Here is a 16,909-nt window from a genome sequence, read left to right as displayed (position 1 = left end):
TGCCATTATTGTGCTGGCAATGACTTGTGCTCCGGGGGGTGTCGTTGCGAATCTCGTTGCATGCAAACCCGGCCTGCCGGGATTCGCCACGCCAAGAGGGTTAAGCGTAATGATTTCGGCCGTGCAACGACGATTTGCCAATCTTGGGTTGGCCCGGAAACTGGCGCTGGGCTTTGCCCTGGTCTTGCTGTTGACTGCCTTGGTGGCGGCGATTGGCGTGTGGTCCCTGCAAAGCGTTGGCCAGCGTTTTGTGGGGCTCAAGGGCATGTCCTCGCTCAATCAGGGGCTGCTGAACGTGCGCTTGATCGAGCAGGAGTATGCGTTGCGCACCGATGCCAAGTCGGTCGAGACCCTGCATGAACGGGTCGACAGCCTGGTGGCCGAAGCCCTGGCACTCGACATGACCGAGGTCGAGCAGGCGTTGGGTGCCTATCGCAAGGCGTTTGACGAGTTTGTCGAGCTGACCCAGGCCAAGGACCTGGCACTGGAAATGGCCAGTTGGTCGGTGTCCAGCGTCGCCAATAACCTTGATGTCTTGCAGGCCGGCCTGGCCGACGACGGGGCCTATGGCCTCAAGGAAAGCCAGGGCAGGGAGGGCGGCGAGTTTATCGAGCAGGCCGGGCAGGTGGGGCAGGTCTCGCGACTGATGTTGCAAGCCATGAATGAAGCGCGGGTGCGCCTGGACCAAAGCCGCAAGGGTGATGAGGACAGTGCCGGGCAAGGCCGCATCGAACAGGCTGACCAGGCCCTGGCCCAGGCCGAGCAACTGAAGACCCTGGTCAAGGACCCTGGCTATCAGACCGTGCTCAATGAAGTGGTTGGGCATATCGGCGCCTTCAGCGAAAAACTCACCGAATACACCGGCCTGCTGGCCCAGGAGAAAATCGTCTACCAGCAGTTGCATGAGCGGGCGGCGCAGGTGGTGTCACAGGTCAACCAGGCCTATGCGACGCAGGACCAGTCGATGCAGGCGCAGTTGGCCAAGAGCAGCCTGCTGATCATTGTTTCATCGGCCCTGGCCTTGTTGGTGGGGGTGATTGCGGCGTGGGTGATTACCCGGTTGATCGTCATGCCGCTACGCAGCGTGATTACCGTGGCCCGGCAGATTGCCGCAGGGGATCTCAGCGGGCGCATGGAGGTGAGCCGACAGGACGAGATGGGCCAATTGATGCAGGCGATGCAGCAGATGGGCGGTGGCCTGAGCAATATGGTTAGCGGGTTGCAGGCTGGGATTGAGCAGTTGGCCAGCTCGGCCCAGTCGCTGTCCAGCGTGACCGAGCAGACGAATATCGAAGTCAGCAGCCAGAAAGAAGAGACCGAGCAAGTCGCCACCGCCATGAACCAGATGGCCGCCACGGTGCACGATGTGGCTCGCAATGCCGAGCAGGCCGCGCAAGCGGCACAGACCGCCGACGATAAAGTCGACAGCGGCCAGCAGGTGGTACGCCAGAGCTTGCAGCGCATCGAGTTGCTGGCCAGTTCGGCGACATCCGCCAGCTCCAGCATCGAGAGCCTGAGTGCCGAGATCCAGAACATCGGCAGCGTGTTGGAGGTGATCAAAAGCGTCGCCGAGCAGACCAACCTGTTGGCGCTCAACGCGGCCATCGAGGCGGCACGCGCCGGAGAGCAGGGGCGAGGTTTCGCGGTGGTCGCCGATGAAGTGCGTGCATTAGCCAGGCGCACCCAGCAATCGACGGAGGAAATCGAACGTCTGGTCAGCACCTTGCGCAGTGCTGCACAGTCTTCAGTGCGGGATATCCAGCACAGCGGCGAGCTGGTGAAACTGGCCGTCAGTGATGCCCTGGAAACCGAAAGCGCCTTGGGCAGCATTGCGGCGGCGGTCTCGCTGATTCAGCAGATGAACCAACAGATCGCGGCGGCGGCCGAGCAGCAGAGTTCAGTGGCCGAAGAGATTAACCGCAGCGTCACCAGCATTCGCACGAGTGCCGATCAATCGGCGCTGAGTATGCAGGGCAACGCTGCATCGAGTGTCGAGCTGGCGCAGTTGGGCGCGCAGCTCAAGGGCATGGTGGGGCACTTTCGTCTGTGGTCAGGTGTGAGTGGCCAGGAAGGTCAGCAACGCCCCGTTGACGAACTCGGGGTTTTCCCTGCTGGAGATATGCCCAGCGTCCGGGATCAACACCCATGGGCAGCCGATCAGCTCGGCCATTTCCTTGGTTTCTGCAGGTGGGCGCGGCTGGTCCTCGTTGCCGCACATCACCAGCGTGGTGTCGGCAGGCAGGCGGCACAACCCTTCTAGCGCATCCTCGCGACCGAAGATCAGGCGGCCCAGGGGAACAATGCTGTCGAGAAGGCGCTCCCTGGGGAATTCGCGCAGGGACTGACGGAAGTCCTGATACAGCGCACAGGTGGGGTCGATGCCGGGGCGAAAGAAGATCGGCACGATGATATCCAGCAGCGGCTCGGGGATAGCGCCAGCGGCCTCGATTGCATTGAGCAGGGCGAAGTATTTTTCGCGGGTCGCGTCGGGCTCTGCGCCCAGGTAAGTGTCCATCAGCACCAGGCTGTTGATCCGCTCGGGTGCCAGTAGCGCCAGCGGGGCGCCCCACATGCCGCCTACCGATAAACCGACCAGGTTGACCTTGGCGATGTTCAGGTGGTCCAGCAGTGACAGCATCTGGCGCGCCAGATCGTTCATGGAGCGGGTCTGGGATGGCAGTGGCCCGGATTTACCGTGGCCCCACAACTCGGGAACAATCACCCGGTAGTGTTGTGACAGGGCCTCGATCTGCGGCGCCCACATCTGGTGGTCCCACAGGTAGCTCTGCCCAAGCAGGACAGCCGGACCGCAGCCTTGGTCCACGTAGTGCAAGGGTTGATCATCAATGACGACAATAGGCATAGCGGGCCTCGTTCGTTAAAAGAAGCGCTATTTTCTACGCGAATGTCAGGGGCGGCGATAGGTGCAGAATGATGGCAACGGATGCAGAAAATGCACCCGTCAGTCCAGTGCAGGAGGGATCAATCGTAGATGACTTTCTTTTTCCATTCGGCATCCGCGTCATCGGCTTTCAAGCCTTCGGTCAGCTCATTGACCTCTTCTGCGGTTTGCTGGCTGTTGGTCAGCACCATGGAGTTGGCGCGTGCCAATTGTTTCTCCAAAAGTTGCAAGTGCTGGCTGTAGGCCGCCGGTTCAGGCTGCTTGCGCAGGTACTGCACACCGCGTTCGAACGCCAGGCGTGCCTGGCCGGGTTGCGCCTGTTGCAGGGCGTGCTGGCCCAGATTGTTGAAAAACTCGATATGCAGCAGCACCAGCAGGTGGCGGATTTCACGGATCCAGTGCTTGGCCTCATTGGTCGGCAAAAAACCGTCCTGGGCGGCACGGGTGACTTGACCGTGCAGCGCTTCCAATAAGAAGCGCACATCCTTGGCCTTGGCTTCGGTCTGGATCGGCCCCGGCGGGTTGTTCACCGGAATCGATTCGCCCTGGCCAACCAGTGTTTCCAGTTCGGCAATACGCGCCTTGATGGTTGCGCTGGATTTGTTGAGGTGGAGCATGCGTTGGTTGACGTTCAGTTCCAGGCGGGTCAGCAGCAGTTTGAGCTGCGGTGTCATCAATTGACCGGGGAACGTCTCGGTGATCTCTCCGCAGCGCCGCAGCCGGTCGTTGAGCTCAATCTGGGCCCGGGCCTTTTCCAGTTTGTTGTTTTCCACCACATGGTTCATGTAGCCAATGGCGATCAGTATTACGATCCCGGCTATTACCAGCAGGGTGATCATGAGTGGTGTCACCGGTGTGACCTCTTTATGGGATGTGCGTTGAAGTGTAGTGATTGGCGCATGCGGCGGATAGGACTCTTCGACGAGATGAGTCAGTGCTTTCCTCTATATAGATAGGCTTTGCCTGAGTAGATGCACATTGCCATCATTTGCCGGCGGGGACTATAACGTCTTGTCGGGCGTCAGAATATAGGCGTCAAAGCCTGGACAGCGAGAAACCCTGACGGTGCTTGTAAAGCAGGGCGAAGTCATTGATTTAAATAAATTTATCCTTGGGGGTTGACGACCTTTCAATCCATCCATAGAATGCGCGCCACTTACAGCGTAAAGCACACAGCGAAACGCGGTAGGGAGTGAATGTTGTACGTGTGTCCCCTTCGTCTAGTGGCCTAGGACACCGCCCTTTCACGGCGGTAACAGGGGTTCGAGTCCCCTAGGGGACGCCATTGCGGGAATAGCTCAGTTGGTAGAGCACGACCTTGCCAAGGTCGGGGTCGCGAGTTCGAGTCTCGTTTCCCGCTCCATTTTTAAACAGTGTGGCTTTCGGGCGGCACTGAGTGAAACCAGGACCAAGTCTTCGGACAAGGCCTCTGGGCACTGGAATACACACCATGTGTTTCAGTTAGCGTGTCCCCTTCGTCTAGTGGCCTAGGACACCGCCCTTTCACGGCGGTAACAGGGGTTCGAGTCCCCTAGGGGACGCCATTTGCGGGAATAGCTCAGTTGGTAGAGCACGACCTTGCCAAGGTCGGGGTCGCGAGTTCGAGTCTCGTTTCCCGCTCCATATTCAACAAAAACGCCGATCAGTGATGATCGGCGTTTTTGTTTGTCTGCGATTTATGGCTGGCGGGCTCAAACGGCTGGTCAATGGTTCGATAAACCCGAATGAGCCTCTGATTCATGGGAGGCCGCATCTCACTGGTGAGTATTCTCATGGAGTCGCTCGGGGGTGGATTATGACTGGCCGTAAGTGCGGTCACTTTAACGTGGCGGCTTGCGGGTCTATCGCGTCATAACAGCCAATGGGAAGTGTCATGAAAAATGTTAGCGAATTGATCGAAAGCCGAATCTCAGCGAATGCGTTCGATACGAGCCGTCGGCTCTCGGATGAGCAAATCGAAGAGTTGGTTCGTCTCGCCACGCTGGCCCCTTCATCATTCAATGCGCAAAACTGGAAAGTGATTGCCGTGCGCACGGCCGAGGCCAAGCAGCGCTTGAAAAAAGTTGCTTATGAGCAGCCAAAAATCGCCGAGGCGGCCGTTACCTTTATCATCTGCGGAACGCTGGCCCCACACAAAGGCTTGCCGGATGCTCTGCTGCCATCGGTTGAACAAGGCATTATCGAGCGTTCGGTTTTCGACACTTGGGTTGCCATGGCCAATGGGATGTACGAAGGCAATGAAGTGTTTCAGCGTGATGAAGCCATTCGCTCGGCATCACTGTGTGCAATGACCTTGATGCTGGCAGCGCAGGGGCAAGGGCTGGCTTCAGGCCCGATGATCGGCTTTGACCCGGCCGGAGTTGCCCGTGAGTTCCAACTGGCTTCGTCCGAAGTGCCTGTGATGCTGATTGCTGTCGGCTATGCACTGGCTGAAAACTGGCCACAAAAACCGCGCAAGGCCCTCAAGCAAGTACTGACTCTGGTCTAACAGCCAACACGCTCACGGGTTGTTGATTCAGCCTGTGGGTGTGTGACGGGTGACGGTTGAGCCAAAGAAGGGCACCAGTGCTGCAAATACTCCTGGCAGAAGTCCAGGTAGACGCGCACCAGTCGCGAAGGGTGGCGGTGAGACTGATAGAGCAAATGCACAGGGTTTTCTGGCATTGGGTAGTTGTCCAGCACTGACCGCAGGCTGCCTTCTTTAATGGCCTGTACCGCCAGAAAGGGGGGTAGTTCGGTAATGCAGTCGCCATTAAGTGCGCAGTTGCGCAGGTGCAGGTAGTTGTTTGTCGTAACGATGGCAGCAGGTTCGAGAGTCTGGTTACCCAGGGTCCACTGGCTGCGCGTGCTGGAGTCTTTTGACCAGGTTGCACAAGGAAACCTGAGCAGGTCATCAGGTATATGAGGTTCGCCCAGACGCTCAAGCAGGGCTGGACTGGCAACGAGTTGATGTCGATAGCTGATCATATAGCGTGCAATCAACGTATCTTGTTCAATGGCGCCAACGCGAAGCGCTACATCAATACCTTCGGCGATAAGGTCCATGCGTTGCTCGGTAAAGTAAACCGCCAGCTCTATTTGCGGATAACGCCGTTGGAAGTCGCGCAGCAATTGCCCCCAGGGTTCAAATGCGACGGGAAGTGCCACTCTCAGGCGGCCCCTGAGTTCGTCCTGATCACTTATCAGCGCTGATTTACCTTGCGCAAAGGCTTCTATGCCGCGGCTGGCATACTCATAGAGTTTCTCTCCAGCCTGAGTCAACCTTGTGCCCCGCATAGAGCGCTGCAGGAGTTGCACGTTCAATTCATGTTCCAGCTCACGAATGCGTCGACTTAAGGTTTGCAGTGGAATGTCCAGATGGATGGCGGCAGCTGACAGGCTTCCCATCTGGGCGACAGCCACGAACATTTGTATCGCGTTGAGATCCATCGTCACCTCTCTTATCGTTATCTGAGGTCTTGACCATGGCAGATGTTGATCGTTGCATCGCTCTGGCTGAAAAACATCAATACCTTCTGGCTTGCCATCTCGTCCTGCCCGCAGGTGCGGGCAGTTACATGAGGCGCTTTACATGTAGCAGAGCAAAGTTCAGGTAGGTTCGCACGAGGTTGGATGGATGCCGGTGCGATGGATAAAGCAGATTGATCTCCATTTCCGGGAAGGGGTGCTTTTCCAGGAGCACGACTAATTGCTTGTTCCTTATCGCCTCCATGGCCATGAACGGTGGTAACTCGGTTACCAGGTCCCCGGCCAGCGCTCGGGTGCGTAAATGAGCATAATCGTTGGTTGCTATTATGGGGTCTGGCTTGAATGCCTCTTTGCCGAGTTGCCAGGTAGCCGTAGCGTCCTGGCTCCAGGCGCCGCAGGGATAATTGTGTAAGTCCGCGACTTTATCGGGCATGCCTGAACGCGTCAGCAGGGTGGGAGAAGCGACGAGGATGTGGCGATAGGCCAACATCCGGCGAGCCACCATGGAGTCATGGGTAATAGGACCGATGCGCATGACCACATCAATGCCATCTTCGATCATGTCAATCCGCCTGTCGCTGGTATAGACCTGCAACTGGATGTTTGGATAGCACTGCTGAAACGCCGACAACACTTCCCACCAGGGCTCCAGCGATGGGGGAAGCGAAAGCCGTAAGCGCCCCCTGAGTTGTGCCTGGTCGCTGATCAGGGCCCGTTCGCCATCGACCAGCATTTCCAGCCCTCGGCTGGCGTGTTCGTACAGCCGTGTGCCCGCGTCGGTGAGGCGCGTGCCATGGACCGAGCGCTCCAGCAACTGCACTTGCAATACACGTTCTAGTTCCCGGATTCGCCGGCTGAGTGTTGCGAGTGGCATTTCCAGGCGCTCGGCCGCGGCCGTGAAGCTGCCACATTTGGCAGTGGTGACAAACATTCGAATGGCATTGAGGTCCATGGTGCTACTTCTATTCTCTGAGTGCAGTCTTGACCGTAAAGACATTGTTTGTTGTGGTGCAGTTAAAGGCTGTACCAAGAGGGAAGGTTTAAAAAGGGGCAGGCTTGTGGAACGGGGTGTGAAGGTGGGTTCGCACCCCGTTAGTACACTTTTATGCTGTTCGAAATTAACCTTCGCCCTGTATGGGGTCAGTGTTAAACGTATACAAGACAATCTTCCAACCTTGGCTGGTTTTGTTGAGCACGAAAACTTCGCGGTTCAGGTCAGTGACAGGCTTGCCATTCTCCATAACGGTCGCACCTTTATGGTGATGTGTACGGATGACCGCCGCATCGCCATACAGGTTAATTGCGTCATAGGCGAAGACGGTTTTGAATTTGGCTATTTTAAATAATGCATCGTAGCCTTCGGCCTTTTGCTGGGCGGTCGTATAGGTAGGCTTGTTATTCCACTCTGCAACGCTGTCGGCGGCAAACAAACTTACTATTTTTTTGGTGTTGCCTTCGTTCAGTGCTTGCTCATATTGGCGGACGACATTGTAGGCTTCTTGTTGCACGCTCTTTATTTGCGGATCACTGGAGTACGGCAGTGCATCATTGCCTTCTGCCGCGGTTGCGCTGGCGGCGGTGAAGAAGGTAAAGGCGCTGGTCATGGCCAATGTAAGAAGCTGGCTGCGAATCAGATTTGTTGTTTTCATGCATTCCCTCTACAGGTGTTTCGTGTGGCATTGATTACGAAGTTGTAATGTAGGCATCGGTCAATGCACTACTGGCCGCCAGTGGCAAACAGTGATTGTCATGTCGCTGGTGTCAGTATCCTGCCTTACTTTTATCCCAGGATGAACTGTCAGGGATGATAGGGAGCCATCTATAAATGAGAGGATGTTGTTTTGCAGCGAGAAAGTGTTTGCGCTTCAATACTGTTTCTCTTGGAAGGTCCTGTGCTGTTTTGTTTAAAGGGTTCGGGTTTTATTGCCTTTCACATATGGGAGTCGGTATCTCATTTCTGAGGGTTAACACTCAGTGGTGATTGCTGGATATTAAATTTAGATAGCGCCGGGCAAGCCATTGACTGAGGTGAGATGATGAAAGGTAAAATCGTTCTTGAGGAACACGTAAGTTCTGAGCTGAACAACAGTGTGTGGGACTCTTCGGGCGAGGCAGCCAGGAATGGTCAGGCTTATATGGATGACGTTGAATGGCGCTTGCTCGACAGTGACCGTCGAGTTGAGGAAATGGATGAGAACGCTATTGATATCTCAATCGTCTCCCTGACGTCGCCTGGTGCCCAGGGCCTACTCGATACTAAAAAATCTATCGATTTTGCCAGGCAAACCAATGACTACATTCGTGAGCGCTTTGTGGACAAGCATCCCTCGCGTTTAAAAGCATTTGCCACTGTAGCGCTTCAGTCACCGGCTGCTGCGGCTGACGAATTGGAGCGTGCGGTCAAGGATTTGGGGTTTGTCGGTGCATTGATCAACGGTTACACCAATATAGGCAATGTCGACAGCGCCCAATACCTGGATGAGTCGCCTGTCTGGGAGTTTTGGGAGCGTGTAGCGGCGTTGAATGTTCCCGTCTACCTGCACCCTCGTGAACCGTTGCCCAGTCAGCGCCGTATCTATGAAGGTTATCCATCTCTTGTCGGTTCAGCCTGGGGGTTTGCCCATGAAACGGCCACCCATGCGATTCGTTTGATGCTCAGTGGGCTTTTCGACAAGTATCCCAACCTGACTGTCATTCTCGGGCATTTGGGTGAAGGTTTACCGTTGATGCTGCCACGGTTGCAGCATCGTCTGAACATGCAGCGTGAGGGTGTGGGGCTTGGCAATGCCAAACAATCAGTCGGGCATTATTTATCGAACAACTTTTATTTAACCACGGCAGGGCACTTTCACACGAAAGGCTTGCTGGACTCCATCAGTGAAATTGGCGTAGACCGCATGCTGTTCTCCGCTGATTACCCCTATGAAAGCATGAAGACCGCCAGCACATGGTTTGATAATGCGCTGATCAGTGATAACGACCGTATGAAAATCGGCCGTGAGAATGCGCTCAAGTTATTTGCGTTGTAAATAGTCACCGTGTTGTCGCGGGTGGAAGTTATTTTGATCCGCTGGTGGAGGTCTTTTCCGTGTTGAGAATATTGGCTCTTAAAAATACGCGTCTCTGGATATTAGTGGTTGCATTGTCTGGCGCTCCGATCTCGATGGTCAGTGCTGACTCATCCAGAGCTGATAACCGTACAGAAGTGAATGCTGCACAACAGGCGATCACACAATTGATTGATCAGTTTGTTGCGAGTTGGAATCTGCATGATGCCAAAAAACTCAGCGAGCTTTTTGCGGTGGATGGAGATTTTATCGGTATTACCGGAAGCAAATGGGATAACCCGGCAAAGATTTACCAAGTTCACAGTGAATTATTCAAGGGGCGTTATGACAAGAGCGTCTATGCCATCAGCGGTGTTCCGCAAATCAATCTTGTCAGCCCGGATGTAGCGATTGTGCACTGGCGCTGGAGCATCAAAGATGTTCGAGACGACAGCGGCAAAGTAATGCCTCCCTATTCGGGGATATTTACCTGGGTCCTGGTGAGGAGTAATTCGAACTGGAAAGTGCGCTCGGCACAAAACAATACCATTACCCAGCCTTAGCGATTGAGCAGGAGAAATAATATGACGAGTACGCTTGGTACTATAAACGTGATTATTGTCGGTGGTGGCTCCGCCGGTGCGGTACTTGCCCGTCGCTTGAGTGAAAGCAACGGGCGCCAGGTAGTCCTGCTCGAAGCTGGGCATAGTTATACCTCCAGCAACTATCCCGAGATCATCGCCAAGAGCGATATTGTCGGAGCCAATGGCAACCCCGAGTTTGAATGGGGATACAAGACCCAGCCCGGCTACATCGACCATCCCATTGGTGCCGTGCGCGGCAAGGTGCTGGGAGGCAGTTCGGGTGTCAATGGTGCTGTAGCGATTCGTGCCCGGGAGGCTGATTTCCAGCGCTGGAATCTGCCTGGCTGGAGCTTCGAGCAAATGCTGCCCTGGTTCAAAAAACTGGAAACCCACAGCGGCGGCGAGAGTGCCTTGCATGGTCATGACGGGCCGCTTCCCGTGCATCAATTGAGCCGCGCGGATGTGACCCCCATGCAGCGTGCTTTTATCGACGCTACGGTGGCCAATGGTTTCAAGGTGATCGAGGACTTTGACGGGGCGCAGGCCGACGGAGTCGGGCCATATCCGATGAACGTGGTCAACGGCGTGCGCGTCAATACGGGCATGGCCTATCTGACAGACCCCGTCCGCTCGCGCCGCAACCTGCATATTCGTCCCGACACGTTGGTGGATAAGGTGTTGTTCGATGGCAAGCAGGCCACGGGGGTGCAACTGGCCAATGGCGAAAAGCTCCTGGCCGACGAAGTTATCCTTTGTGCCGGTACCTATGGCAGTGCCGCGATCCTGCTGCGCTCTGGCATTGGTCCTGCTGCGGATCTGCAGGGCCTGCAGATTCCACTGGTGGCGGACCTGCCAGTGGGTCAGCACCTGGTGGATCATCCGTTCTACTACAACGCGTATGCCGCGCAGCCCGATCAGATCGGCAGTCAATCCCCGGCAATCGGCGCCAAGCTCTGGACTCATAGCAGCACAGCCCAGGGCGGTGAACTGGATTTGCATATCACCGCCACCCACTTGTTCCCGCATGAGCAGAGCCCGACCAAGGTGGGGTTTGTGCTTGCCGTGGCGCTGACTCGGCCTTTGTCCACGGGCAAGGTGACGCTGGTCAGTCGCGACCCGCTGGTGGCCCCGAAGATCGACCTCAACTTTCTTGCCCAAGAGCAAGACCGCCAGCGCCTGCTGGAAGGGATTCGCTTGTCTCGCAGGATCGGTGCGAGCGCGCCCTTGAGCCAGTTTGTTCATTCAGAACTCAATCCCGGTGCGGGCGCCGACTCCGACGAGGCGCTGCTGGCCAGTGTTCGGGCAAGTCTTGATACCTACCATCACCCCACGTCTACCGCGCCTATGGGCCATGCAGGCGATCCGCGGGCGGTGGTTGACCTGGAAGGTCGGGTCCTGGGGCTGCATGGCCTGCGGGTGGTGGATGCTTCGATTTTTCCTGATGTGCCTTCTGTCGCGATCAATATCACGGTGATTGCCACCGCCGAAAAAATTGCCCACCTCTATCGCTGAGTGAGTTTATAAAATGAATCCAACTACCGCGCTGAACTGGATTGATGGTCAATGGCTTGATTCCGGCGACTACAAAGAGTCCTTTGACCCCGCGACCTCCAACGTCATTGGTCGCTATGCCAATGGCGGACAGAATGAGGCACAGAAAGGCATCGAGGCGGCACGTCGGGCATTTGTGCAAACGGCCTGGAAAGACGACCGCCACTTGCGTGCCCAGGTATTGCTGGAGTTGGCGGATGCGTTTGAGCGTAACACTCCCGCGTTGATCGAAATCCTCGCGCTGGAAAATGGCAAGATCAAGCCCGAGGCAAAGTTTGAAGTCAGCATGGTGCCCTCCAAGTTGCGTTATTACGCGGCGCTCGCCAGGGCCGAATACGGACGGGCCGCCGAGCCGAAGCCCGGCAAGATTTCCCTGGTCATCCGCCAGGCCGTCGGGGTGGCAGGCATCATTGCGCCTTGGAACTCACCGGTTGTACTGATGATTCGCTCCCTGGCCCCGGCCCTGGCGGCGGGCTGTACGGCGGTAATCAAAATGCCCGGCCAGACAGCCCAGACCAACACGTTGGTATCGCGGATCATGTCGCAAGCCGTCTCGTTGCCCAAGGGGGTCATCAACTTGTTCAGCGAGCTCGGGCCGCAAGGTTCCAAGCATCTGGTTGAGTCCCCCGACGTACCGGTGATCAGCTTTACCGGCAGCACGAGTACCGGTCGCAGCATTTCAGCCGTCGGTGCGCAACACCTCAAGCGCTTCGGCCTGGAGCTGGGAGGGAAAACACCCATGGTGGTGTTTGCCGATGCTGATCTTGAGGCGGCAGTGCCGACCCTGGAAAAGGCCCTGACGGTTTTCGCCGGACAGTTCTGCATGACCGGCTCGCGTCTGCTGGTGCAGCGCGATATTGCGCCTGTATTGATTGAGCGCCTGGCCGCCCGTCTCAAAGCGGTGCGCGTAGGCCCGGCAGCGGATCCCGCGAGTGAAATGGGACCCTTGATCGACAAGGCCAACGTGCAACGCGTCAACAAGGTGGTTGAGGCGGCGATTGCTGCCGGAGCGCAGGTCATCGTGCGCGGTGGTCCGGTCACTGAGGGACCGTTGGCGCAGGGGGCGTTTTACCGTCCGACGCTGCTGCAAGTAAACGACGCGGATATGTCGATCGTGCAGTATGAAACCTTTGGGCCGGTACTGACCCTGCAAGTCTTCGACACTGAAGCCCAAGCCATCGAGTTGGCCAACAACAGCGAATACGGCCTGGCCGCGAGCATCTGGACACGGGATATCGACCGTTCCCTGCGGGTTGCCCGTGAGCTTGAGGCGGGGACGGTGTGGGTCAACGATTGGGCGGTGGTCTACGACGAGTTCGAAGAGGGCGGGTTCAAACAATCAGGCCAAGGGCGGCTCAACGGGATGGCGGCCATGGATGATTTCGTTGAATACAAACACATTGCCCTCAACCCTGGCCCGCGCCAGTGACTGTGCAGGTTTGAGTTCGTGGGCTTCTTGAAACCACTGGCGACGGTAGTGCTGACAGGGATGCTCGCAATCTCTGGGCCAGTAGTCGCCAATCAGGATAAGTTGCAGATCCAAAGGAGCGTGCCTATGTCACAGAGTCAGCTGTACGACGCGTTGCTAGACGCTCTCTACGCAACGTTTGGCAACCATCCGGGGTTTCGCATTGCGCATGCCAAAGGCGTATTGGTCGGCGGTACATTTGTTGCGTCACAAGCTGCGCAAGGCCTGAGTAGGGCGGCTCACTTTCAGGGAGAAGGTGTGCCCGTGCTGGTACGGTTCTCGAACTTCAGCGGTGTGCCGTCCACCCGCGATGGTGATCCCAGTGCGAGTCCCCATGGCATGGCCATTCGATTTGAACTGCCGGGTGGCCAGTCAACGGATATTGTCGCGCACTCTTTCGACGGCTTTCCCGTTGCCACCCCTCAAGCGTTTCTGGCATTTTTGCAGGGGATTGCTGCCAGCGTCGCATCGCCTGCCAATCCGGCGCCGCTACAGGCGTTCCTGGCAGATCATCCCAGGGCGCAGGCATTCCTTGAATCGGTTAAGCCGGCTCCCCGCAGTTACAGTTCGATCGAATATTTTGGGGTCAATAGCCTGGTGTTTGTTGATGCCCAAGGCGGGCGCCATATTGGTCGTTATCGCATCGAGCCGCAGATCAGGGAGCCGTTGCTCGGTGATGAGCAATTGGCCACGATGCCTGATGATTATTTGCAACAGGCAATGGCTGGGCGCCTGGGTGTCGGGCCTGTGAATATGCGCCTGATTCTGCAACTGGCCGCGCCCGGCGATGCCGTTGATGACGGTTCCATCCCGTGGCCTCGCAAAGGGGCGCAGGCCCACCGTGAAGTCGAACTGGGCATATTGACGTTGCACACCCTGGTCCCGGCATCGCAGCAAGCCTTGGCCCAGCAAGTCATGGCCTTTGACCCTGGGCGCCTGGTAGATGGCATAGAAACCAGTAGTGATCCGATGATTGCTGCGCGGCACGAGATCTATCGGCGCGCCGCTTTGCGTCGGCGTCAACCGTAAGGGCGCGCGCGGTGTTATCGACCAACGCTTGCTTTTTCATGATCGACTCTCGCCACCAGGGCTGATGTAAGCGGCAGTCTCAAGCACCCGCCACAGGATGGGGGTGCTCAAGTGCGACGGTTAGCTGCTGCAGGCGGTAACAGCGGCCTGATCAATAAACGCGGCAACTTCGACCGGTCTTGATGCCAGCGAAGCGTGACTGGCGTGCAGGGTGATGACCTTTTGCGCATTGAGTCGGTTGGCCATGCGCTGTTCGTTTTCGGGGGCGATCATGCGGTCATCACTGGAGATCTGATACCACGAAGGTTTTTTCTTCCAGGCCGGGGCGCTGATGGTGTTGGCGAAGGTACTGACCAATGGTGCTTTTTGCGTGACGCCCATCACGATGGCTTCATCGGCGCTGAGGTCCTGGCAGAAGCTCTCATGGAACAGTTCGGGCTTGACCCAAAGATAGCCGTCGCTGTCAGGCACAAGGTTGGCGGCTGCGACAGGCGGGTGTGCCTGGGTGATGCTTGCAGGGCTCTCGCCTGCGTCAGGTGCAAAGGCGGCTATGTACACCAGGCCGATGACATTGGGTTGGTCACCCGCCTCGGTAATGACTGCACCGCCATAAGAATGGCCCACCAGCAGAACCGGCCCCGATTGTTGGGCGATCATCTTGCGAGTGCGTTCAGCGTCTTCGGCCAGTGAGGTCAGCGACAGTTCAACGGCATGGATGTTCGTATAGCCTTTGTGTGTCAGCTCAACGATAACCTTGCTCCAGTGTGCAGCCCCGCCCCAAAAACCGTGTACCAATAGCACAGCAGGTTTAGTTGTCATGTGTGTCACTCCTCAGTGCATGGATGCGTTTGCACGCTTTGAAAAAGCTAATGCCATTTGAATTTCATGAGTAGGGTCGCTGGCGAGAGGCAGGATCCCGTTCTTGAGAGAGGAGATGACTTATGCGTGAGTCCGCTCGGTCGAATGGGCATCGAACCGTGCAGGATGCTTTATGTGCTGCCGGGCAAAATCCAGATAGGTCTGCACAATGGGCGAGGGATGCGGGTGTGAAGCGTAGTGCAGTGTGATCTCCAGGTCAGGGAGCGGGTGATCCTCCAGCAAGGCAACCAACTGCTGGTTTTTGATGTGCTCCATTGTCATGAAGGGAGGGAGCTCGGTCACCACGTCACCGGCCAGGGCGCGGTTGCACAAATGGGTGTAGTCGTTGGTGACGATCGTCGGCTCAGGTTTGAATATTTCCTTTCCCAGGCGCCAATAAGCCGTGGTGCCTTGGCTCCAGACGCCACAAGGGAACTGGTGCAAGTCTTTGACCCTGGCGGGCACCCCCAGGCGCTGAAGCAATGCGGGGGCCGCCACCAGCACATGGTGGTAAGCGAGCATCCGTTGAGTGCTCAAGGAGTGCCCGGTGCAACGGCCAATGCGCATGCTCACATCGACACCTTCTTCGATCATCTTGATGGGCCTGTCGCAGGTCCGGACCTGCAGCACAATGCCTGGGTAACGCTGCTGGAACCTTGAGAGCATCTCCCACCATGGCGTGAGCGAGGACGGTAGTGAAAGCCGCAAGAGCCCTTTAAGCCGAGCCTGATCGTTGAGCAAGGCGCGTTCGCCATTGGCCAGTATCTCAAGGCCCCGGTTGGCGTGCTGGTATAGGCGCATGCCGGCGTCGGTGAGGCATGTGCCGTGCACCGAGCGTTGCAACAGTTGCACATTGAGCTCGCGCTCCAGGTCCCGGACCCGACGGCTGATGGTGGCAAGTGGAATGCCCAGGTGCTCGGCAGCGGCCGTCAGGCTGCCGGATTGCGCCGTGGCCGCGAACATGCGGACCGCATTCAGATCCATGCTGCAGTTTCTTGGGGTTTTGAGTCACAGGCACATCGCCTGGATAAGGTTGTCGTGGCGACGGCGTCTGCCAGGCCCTGAAGCAGCCGCCGCTCACTGTTCTCGCTATCGGGGTTGGCGCACACGATCAAGGGGTTCTTGAAGGCCGCCCGTAGCCATCGGCAAAAGCCTTCGGGGTAGGCCGGCCCTGTGCCCGGCAGCCATTGCACCAGGTGCAGGTAAGCAATGTTGCGGTGGTTAAGTTCCTCGGCCAGGTACAGGGCCATGGCGTGGGGTTCGCGATCTTCAATGTCATTGAGGGTGCCCCAGGGGGACAGGCGCACACCAATGCGCTGCGCGCCTAGCACCCTGATCAACTGATCGACGATTTCCAACAGGAACCGGGCACGGCTTTCCAGTGATCCTCCATACTCGTCCTGGCGCAAATTGGTACCAGTGGCTAGGAACTGCTCAATCAGATAGCCGCTGGCGCCATGAATCTCAACCAGGTCAAACCCGGCAGCCATTGCATTGATGGCGGCGTCCACAAACGCCTGTTGGGTCACGTGAATGTCTGCCAGGGTCATTTGCCTGGGGCTCGCGGCCGGCACCCCGATGCCTGCGCCTTGGCCATTGCAGATGAACACCTCTGAGCGGGCTCGGATTGCCGAGGGGGCAAGGGGCGGGTGATTGTCCGGTTGCAGGTCACGGTGGGACACGCGACCCACATGCCAGAGCTGGGCGGCAATCAAGCAGCCGGCTTGATGAAAACGGTCGGTAACGACTTTCCAGCCGGCGACCTGCTCGGCTGAATAAAGACCCGAGGCATCGGTATGGCCCTGGCCTTCGGGGCAGACAGGTGCCCCCGATGCAATCACCAGCCCGGCATCCACGCATTGAACGCTGCAAGGCCTGGCTGACTGGGACGAGGAGGGCACTTGGGGGGTAAAAATCCTGCGGTTTTTCAGCGTCACAGTCCCGATATCCAGGGGTGTAAGTAAGCGCGTTGTCACGGAGTGCATCCTCTGGTACCGCCAGG

Annotated in this window: 14 protein-coding genes, 4 tRNA genes and 2 pseudogenes; 12 read left to right on the top strand and 8 right to left on the bottom strand. The window is 57.2% G+C overall.

Annotated elements, in window-relative coordinates; genetic code table 11:
• Window positions 1–19: 19 nt before the first annotated feature.
• Both FJD34_RS28905 and FJD34_RS28900 read left to right on the top strand, forming a co-directional pair.
• A pseudogene (locus FJD34_RS28905) lies at window positions 20–1,189 on the top strand (HAMP domain-containing protein); the annotation flags it as partial.
• Entirely contained in the window at window positions 1,169–2,260 is a 1,092-nt protein-coding gene (locus FJD34_RS28900; RefSeq protein WP_411736498.1) for a methyl-accepting chemotaxis protein, read from the top strand. The pseudogene FJD34_RS28905 and the gene FJD34_RS28900, both read left to right, overlap by 21 nt.
• On the opposite strand, the pseudogene FJD34_RS21760 reads toward FJD34_RS28900, so the two are convergent.
• Window positions 2,147–2,764 (bottom strand): annotated as a pseudogene (locus FJD34_RS21760) (alpha/beta fold hydrolase); the annotation flags it as partial. The gene FJD34_RS28900 and the pseudogene FJD34_RS21760 sit on opposite strands and share 114 nt — an antisense overlap.
• 218 nt (window positions 2,765–2,982) lie before the next feature.
• The gene (locus FJD34_RS21755; RefSeq protein WP_090290689.1) at window positions 2,983–3,753 is read right to left on the bottom strand and encodes a hypothetical protein; all 771 of its coding nucleotides are present in this window, start codon (window positions 3,751–3,753) and stop codon (window positions 2,983–2,985) included.
• 358 nt (window positions 3,754–4,111) lie between these two features.
• On the opposite strand from FJD34_RS21755, the gene FJD34_RS21750 reads away from it, so the two are divergent.
• The 5 genes from FJD34_RS21750 (at window position 4,112) to FJD34_RS21730 (ending at window position 5,390) form a co-directional block, all read left to right on the top strand.
• Window positions 4,112–4,187, top strand: a tRNA-Glu gene (locus FJD34_RS21750).
• 2 nt (window positions 4,188–4,189) lie between these two features.
• Window positions 4,190–4,265, top strand: a tRNA-Gly gene (locus FJD34_RS21745).
• Between the two features lie 105 nt (window positions 4,266–4,370).
• A tRNA-Glu gene (locus FJD34_RS21740) sits at window positions 4,371–4,446 on the top strand.
• A gap of 3 nt (window positions 4,447–4,449) precedes the next feature.
• Window positions 4,450–4,525, top strand: a tRNA-Gly gene (locus tag FJD34_RS21735).
• Between the two features lie 250 nt (window positions 4,526–4,775).
• Window positions 4,776–5,390, top strand: coding sequence for a nitroreductase family protein (locus FJD34_RS21730; protein WP_090290690.1), 615 nt, complete (start codon window positions 4,776–4,778; stop codon window positions 5,388–5,390).
• On the opposite strand, the gene FJD34_RS21725 is transcribed toward FJD34_RS21730, so the two are convergent.
• The 3 genes from FJD34_RS21725 to FJD34_RS21715 form a co-directional block, all read right to left on the bottom strand.
• Window positions 5,387–6,331 (bottom strand): LysR family transcriptional regulator, encoded by a 945-nt coding sequence (locus FJD34_RS21725; RefSeq protein WP_065943524.1) that lies wholly within the window; start codon window positions 6,329–6,331, stop codon window positions 5,387–5,389. The genes FJD34_RS21730 and FJD34_RS21725 overlap by 4 nt on opposite strands.
• Before the next feature lie 124 nt (window positions 6,332–6,455).
• A complete protein-coding gene (locus FJD34_RS21720) occupies window positions 6,456–7,322 on the bottom strand; it encodes a LysR family transcriptional regulator (protein WP_032859247.1) in 867 nt (288 codons plus the stop codon).
• A 166-nt stretch (window positions 7,323–7,488) separates the two neighbouring features.
• The gene (locus tag FJD34_RS21715; RefSeq protein WP_197677881.1) at window positions 7,489–8,019 is read right to left on the bottom strand and encodes a YybH family protein; all 531 of its coding nucleotides are present in this window, start codon (window positions 8,017–8,019) and stop codon (window positions 7,489–7,491) included.
• 387 nt (window positions 8,020–8,406) lie between these two features.
• Between FJD34_RS21715 and FJD34_RS21710 the strand changes: the two genes are divergently transcribed.
• The 5 genes from FJD34_RS21710 (at window position 8,407) to FJD34_RS21690 (ending at window position 14,049) form a co-directional block, all read left to right on the top strand.
• Window positions 8,407–9,399: an amidohydrolase family protein gene (locus FJD34_RS21710; RefSeq protein ID WP_032859659.1), complete on the top strand. Its 993-nt coding sequence runs from the start codon at window positions 8,407–8,409 to the stop codon at window positions 9,397–9,399.
• A 59-nt stretch (window positions 9,400–9,458) separates the two neighbouring features.
• Window positions 9,459–9,980 (top strand): SgcJ/EcaC family oxidoreductase, encoded by a 522-nt coding sequence (locus tag FJD34_RS21705; RefSeq protein ID WP_139115698.1) that lies wholly within the window; start codon window positions 9,459–9,461, stop codon window positions 9,978–9,980.
• 21 nt (window positions 9,981–10,001) lie between these two features.
• Window positions 10,002–11,513, top strand: coding sequence for a GMC family oxidoreductase (locus FJD34_RS21700; RefSeq protein ID WP_090290691.1), 1,512 nt, complete (start codon window positions 10,002–10,004; stop codon window positions 11,511–11,513).
• Window positions 11,514–11,526: 13 nt separating this feature from the next.
• Complete coding sequence (locus tag FJD34_RS21695; RefSeq protein WP_090290692.1) at window positions 11,527–12,981, top strand: aldehyde dehydrogenase family protein; 1,455 nt, start codon at window positions 11,527–11,529, stop codon at window positions 12,979–12,981.
• Between the two features lie 126 nt (window positions 12,982–13,107).
• Entirely contained in the window at window positions 13,108–14,049 is a 942-nt protein-coding gene (locus FJD34_RS21690) for a catalase family peroxidase (RefSeq protein ID WP_090290693.1), read from the top strand.
• A 120-nt stretch (window positions 14,050–14,169) separates the two neighbouring features.
• On the opposite strand, the gene FJD34_RS21685 is transcribed toward FJD34_RS21690, so the two are convergent.
• From FJD34_RS21685 to FJD34_RS21675, 3 genes are all read right to left on the bottom strand, one after another.
• Entirely contained in the window at window positions 14,170–14,868 is a 699-nt protein-coding gene (locus FJD34_RS21685; protein ID WP_090290694.1) for an alpha/beta hydrolase, read from the bottom strand.
• Between the two features lie 120 nt (window positions 14,869–14,988).
• A complete protein-coding gene (locus FJD34_RS21680; RefSeq protein WP_090290695.1) occupies window positions 14,989–15,891 on the bottom strand; it encodes a LysR family transcriptional regulator in 903 nt (300 codons plus the stop codon).
• Window positions 15,882–16,892: an oxidoreductase gene (locus tag FJD34_RS21675; RefSeq protein WP_082445547.1), complete on the bottom strand. Its 1,011-nt coding sequence runs from the start codon at window positions 16,890–16,892 to the stop codon at window positions 15,882–15,884. The genes FJD34_RS21680 and FJD34_RS21675 overlap by 10 nt, the downstream gene beginning before the upstream one ends.
• Window positions 16,893–16,909: the final 17 nt, after the last annotated feature.

This window comes from Pseudomonas brenneri (genome assembly GCF_007858285.1).
GTDB lineage: Bacteria > Pseudomonadota > Gammaproteobacteria > Pseudomonadales > Pseudomonadaceae > Aquipseudomonas > Aquipseudomonas brenneri.
Note: the sequence above shows the minus strand (reverse complement) of the source record. Positions and strands in the feature narration are given on the sequence as shown.

Coding starts and splice junctions, on each gene's coding strand:
- FJD34_RS21690 (WP_090290693.1), top strand. CDS start 13,108: ATGTCACAGAGTCAGCTGTACGACGCGTTGCTAGACGCTCTCTACGCA.
- FJD34_RS21695 (WP_090290692.1), top strand. CDS start 11,527: ATGAATCCAACTACCGCGCTGAACTGGATTGATGGTCAATGGCTTGAT.
- FJD34_RS21700 (WP_090290691.1), top strand. CDS start 10,002: ATGACGAGTACGCTTGGTACTATAAACGTGATTATTGTCGGTGGTGGC.
- FJD34_RS21685 (WP_090290694.1), bottom strand. CDS start 14,868: ATGACAACTAAACCTGCTGTGCTATTGGTACACGGTTTTTGGGGCGGG.
- FJD34_RS21725 (WP_065943524.1), bottom strand. CDS start 6,331: ATGGATCTCAACGCGATACAAATGTTCGTGGCTGTCGCCCAGATGGGA.
- FJD34_RS28900 (WP_411736498.1), top strand. CDS start 1,169: ATGCAGGCGATGCAGCAGATGGGCGGTGGCCTGAGCAATATGGTTAGC.
- FJD34_RS21715 (WP_197677881.1), bottom strand. CDS start 8,019: ATGAAAACAACAAATCTGATTCGCAGCCAGCTTCTTACATTGGCCATG.
- FJD34_RS21710 (WP_032859659.1), top strand. CDS start 8,407: ATGAAAGGTAAAATCGTTCTTGAGGAACACGTAAGTTCTGAGCTGAAC.
- FJD34_RS21730 (WP_090290690.1), top strand. CDS start 4,776: ATGAAAAATGTTAGCGAATTGATCGAAAGCCGAATCTCAGCGAATGCG.
- FJD34_RS21675 (WP_082445547.1), bottom strand. CDS start 16,892: ATGCACTCCGTGACAACGCGCTTACTTACACCCCTGGATATCGGGACT.
- FJD34_RS21680 (WP_090290695.1), bottom strand. CDS start 15,891: ATGGATCTGAATGCGGTCCGCATGTTCGCGGCCACGGCGCAATCCGGC.
- FJD34_RS21720 (WP_032859247.1), bottom strand. CDS start 7,322: ATGGACCTCAATGCCATTCGAATGTTTGTCACCACTGCCAAATGTGGC.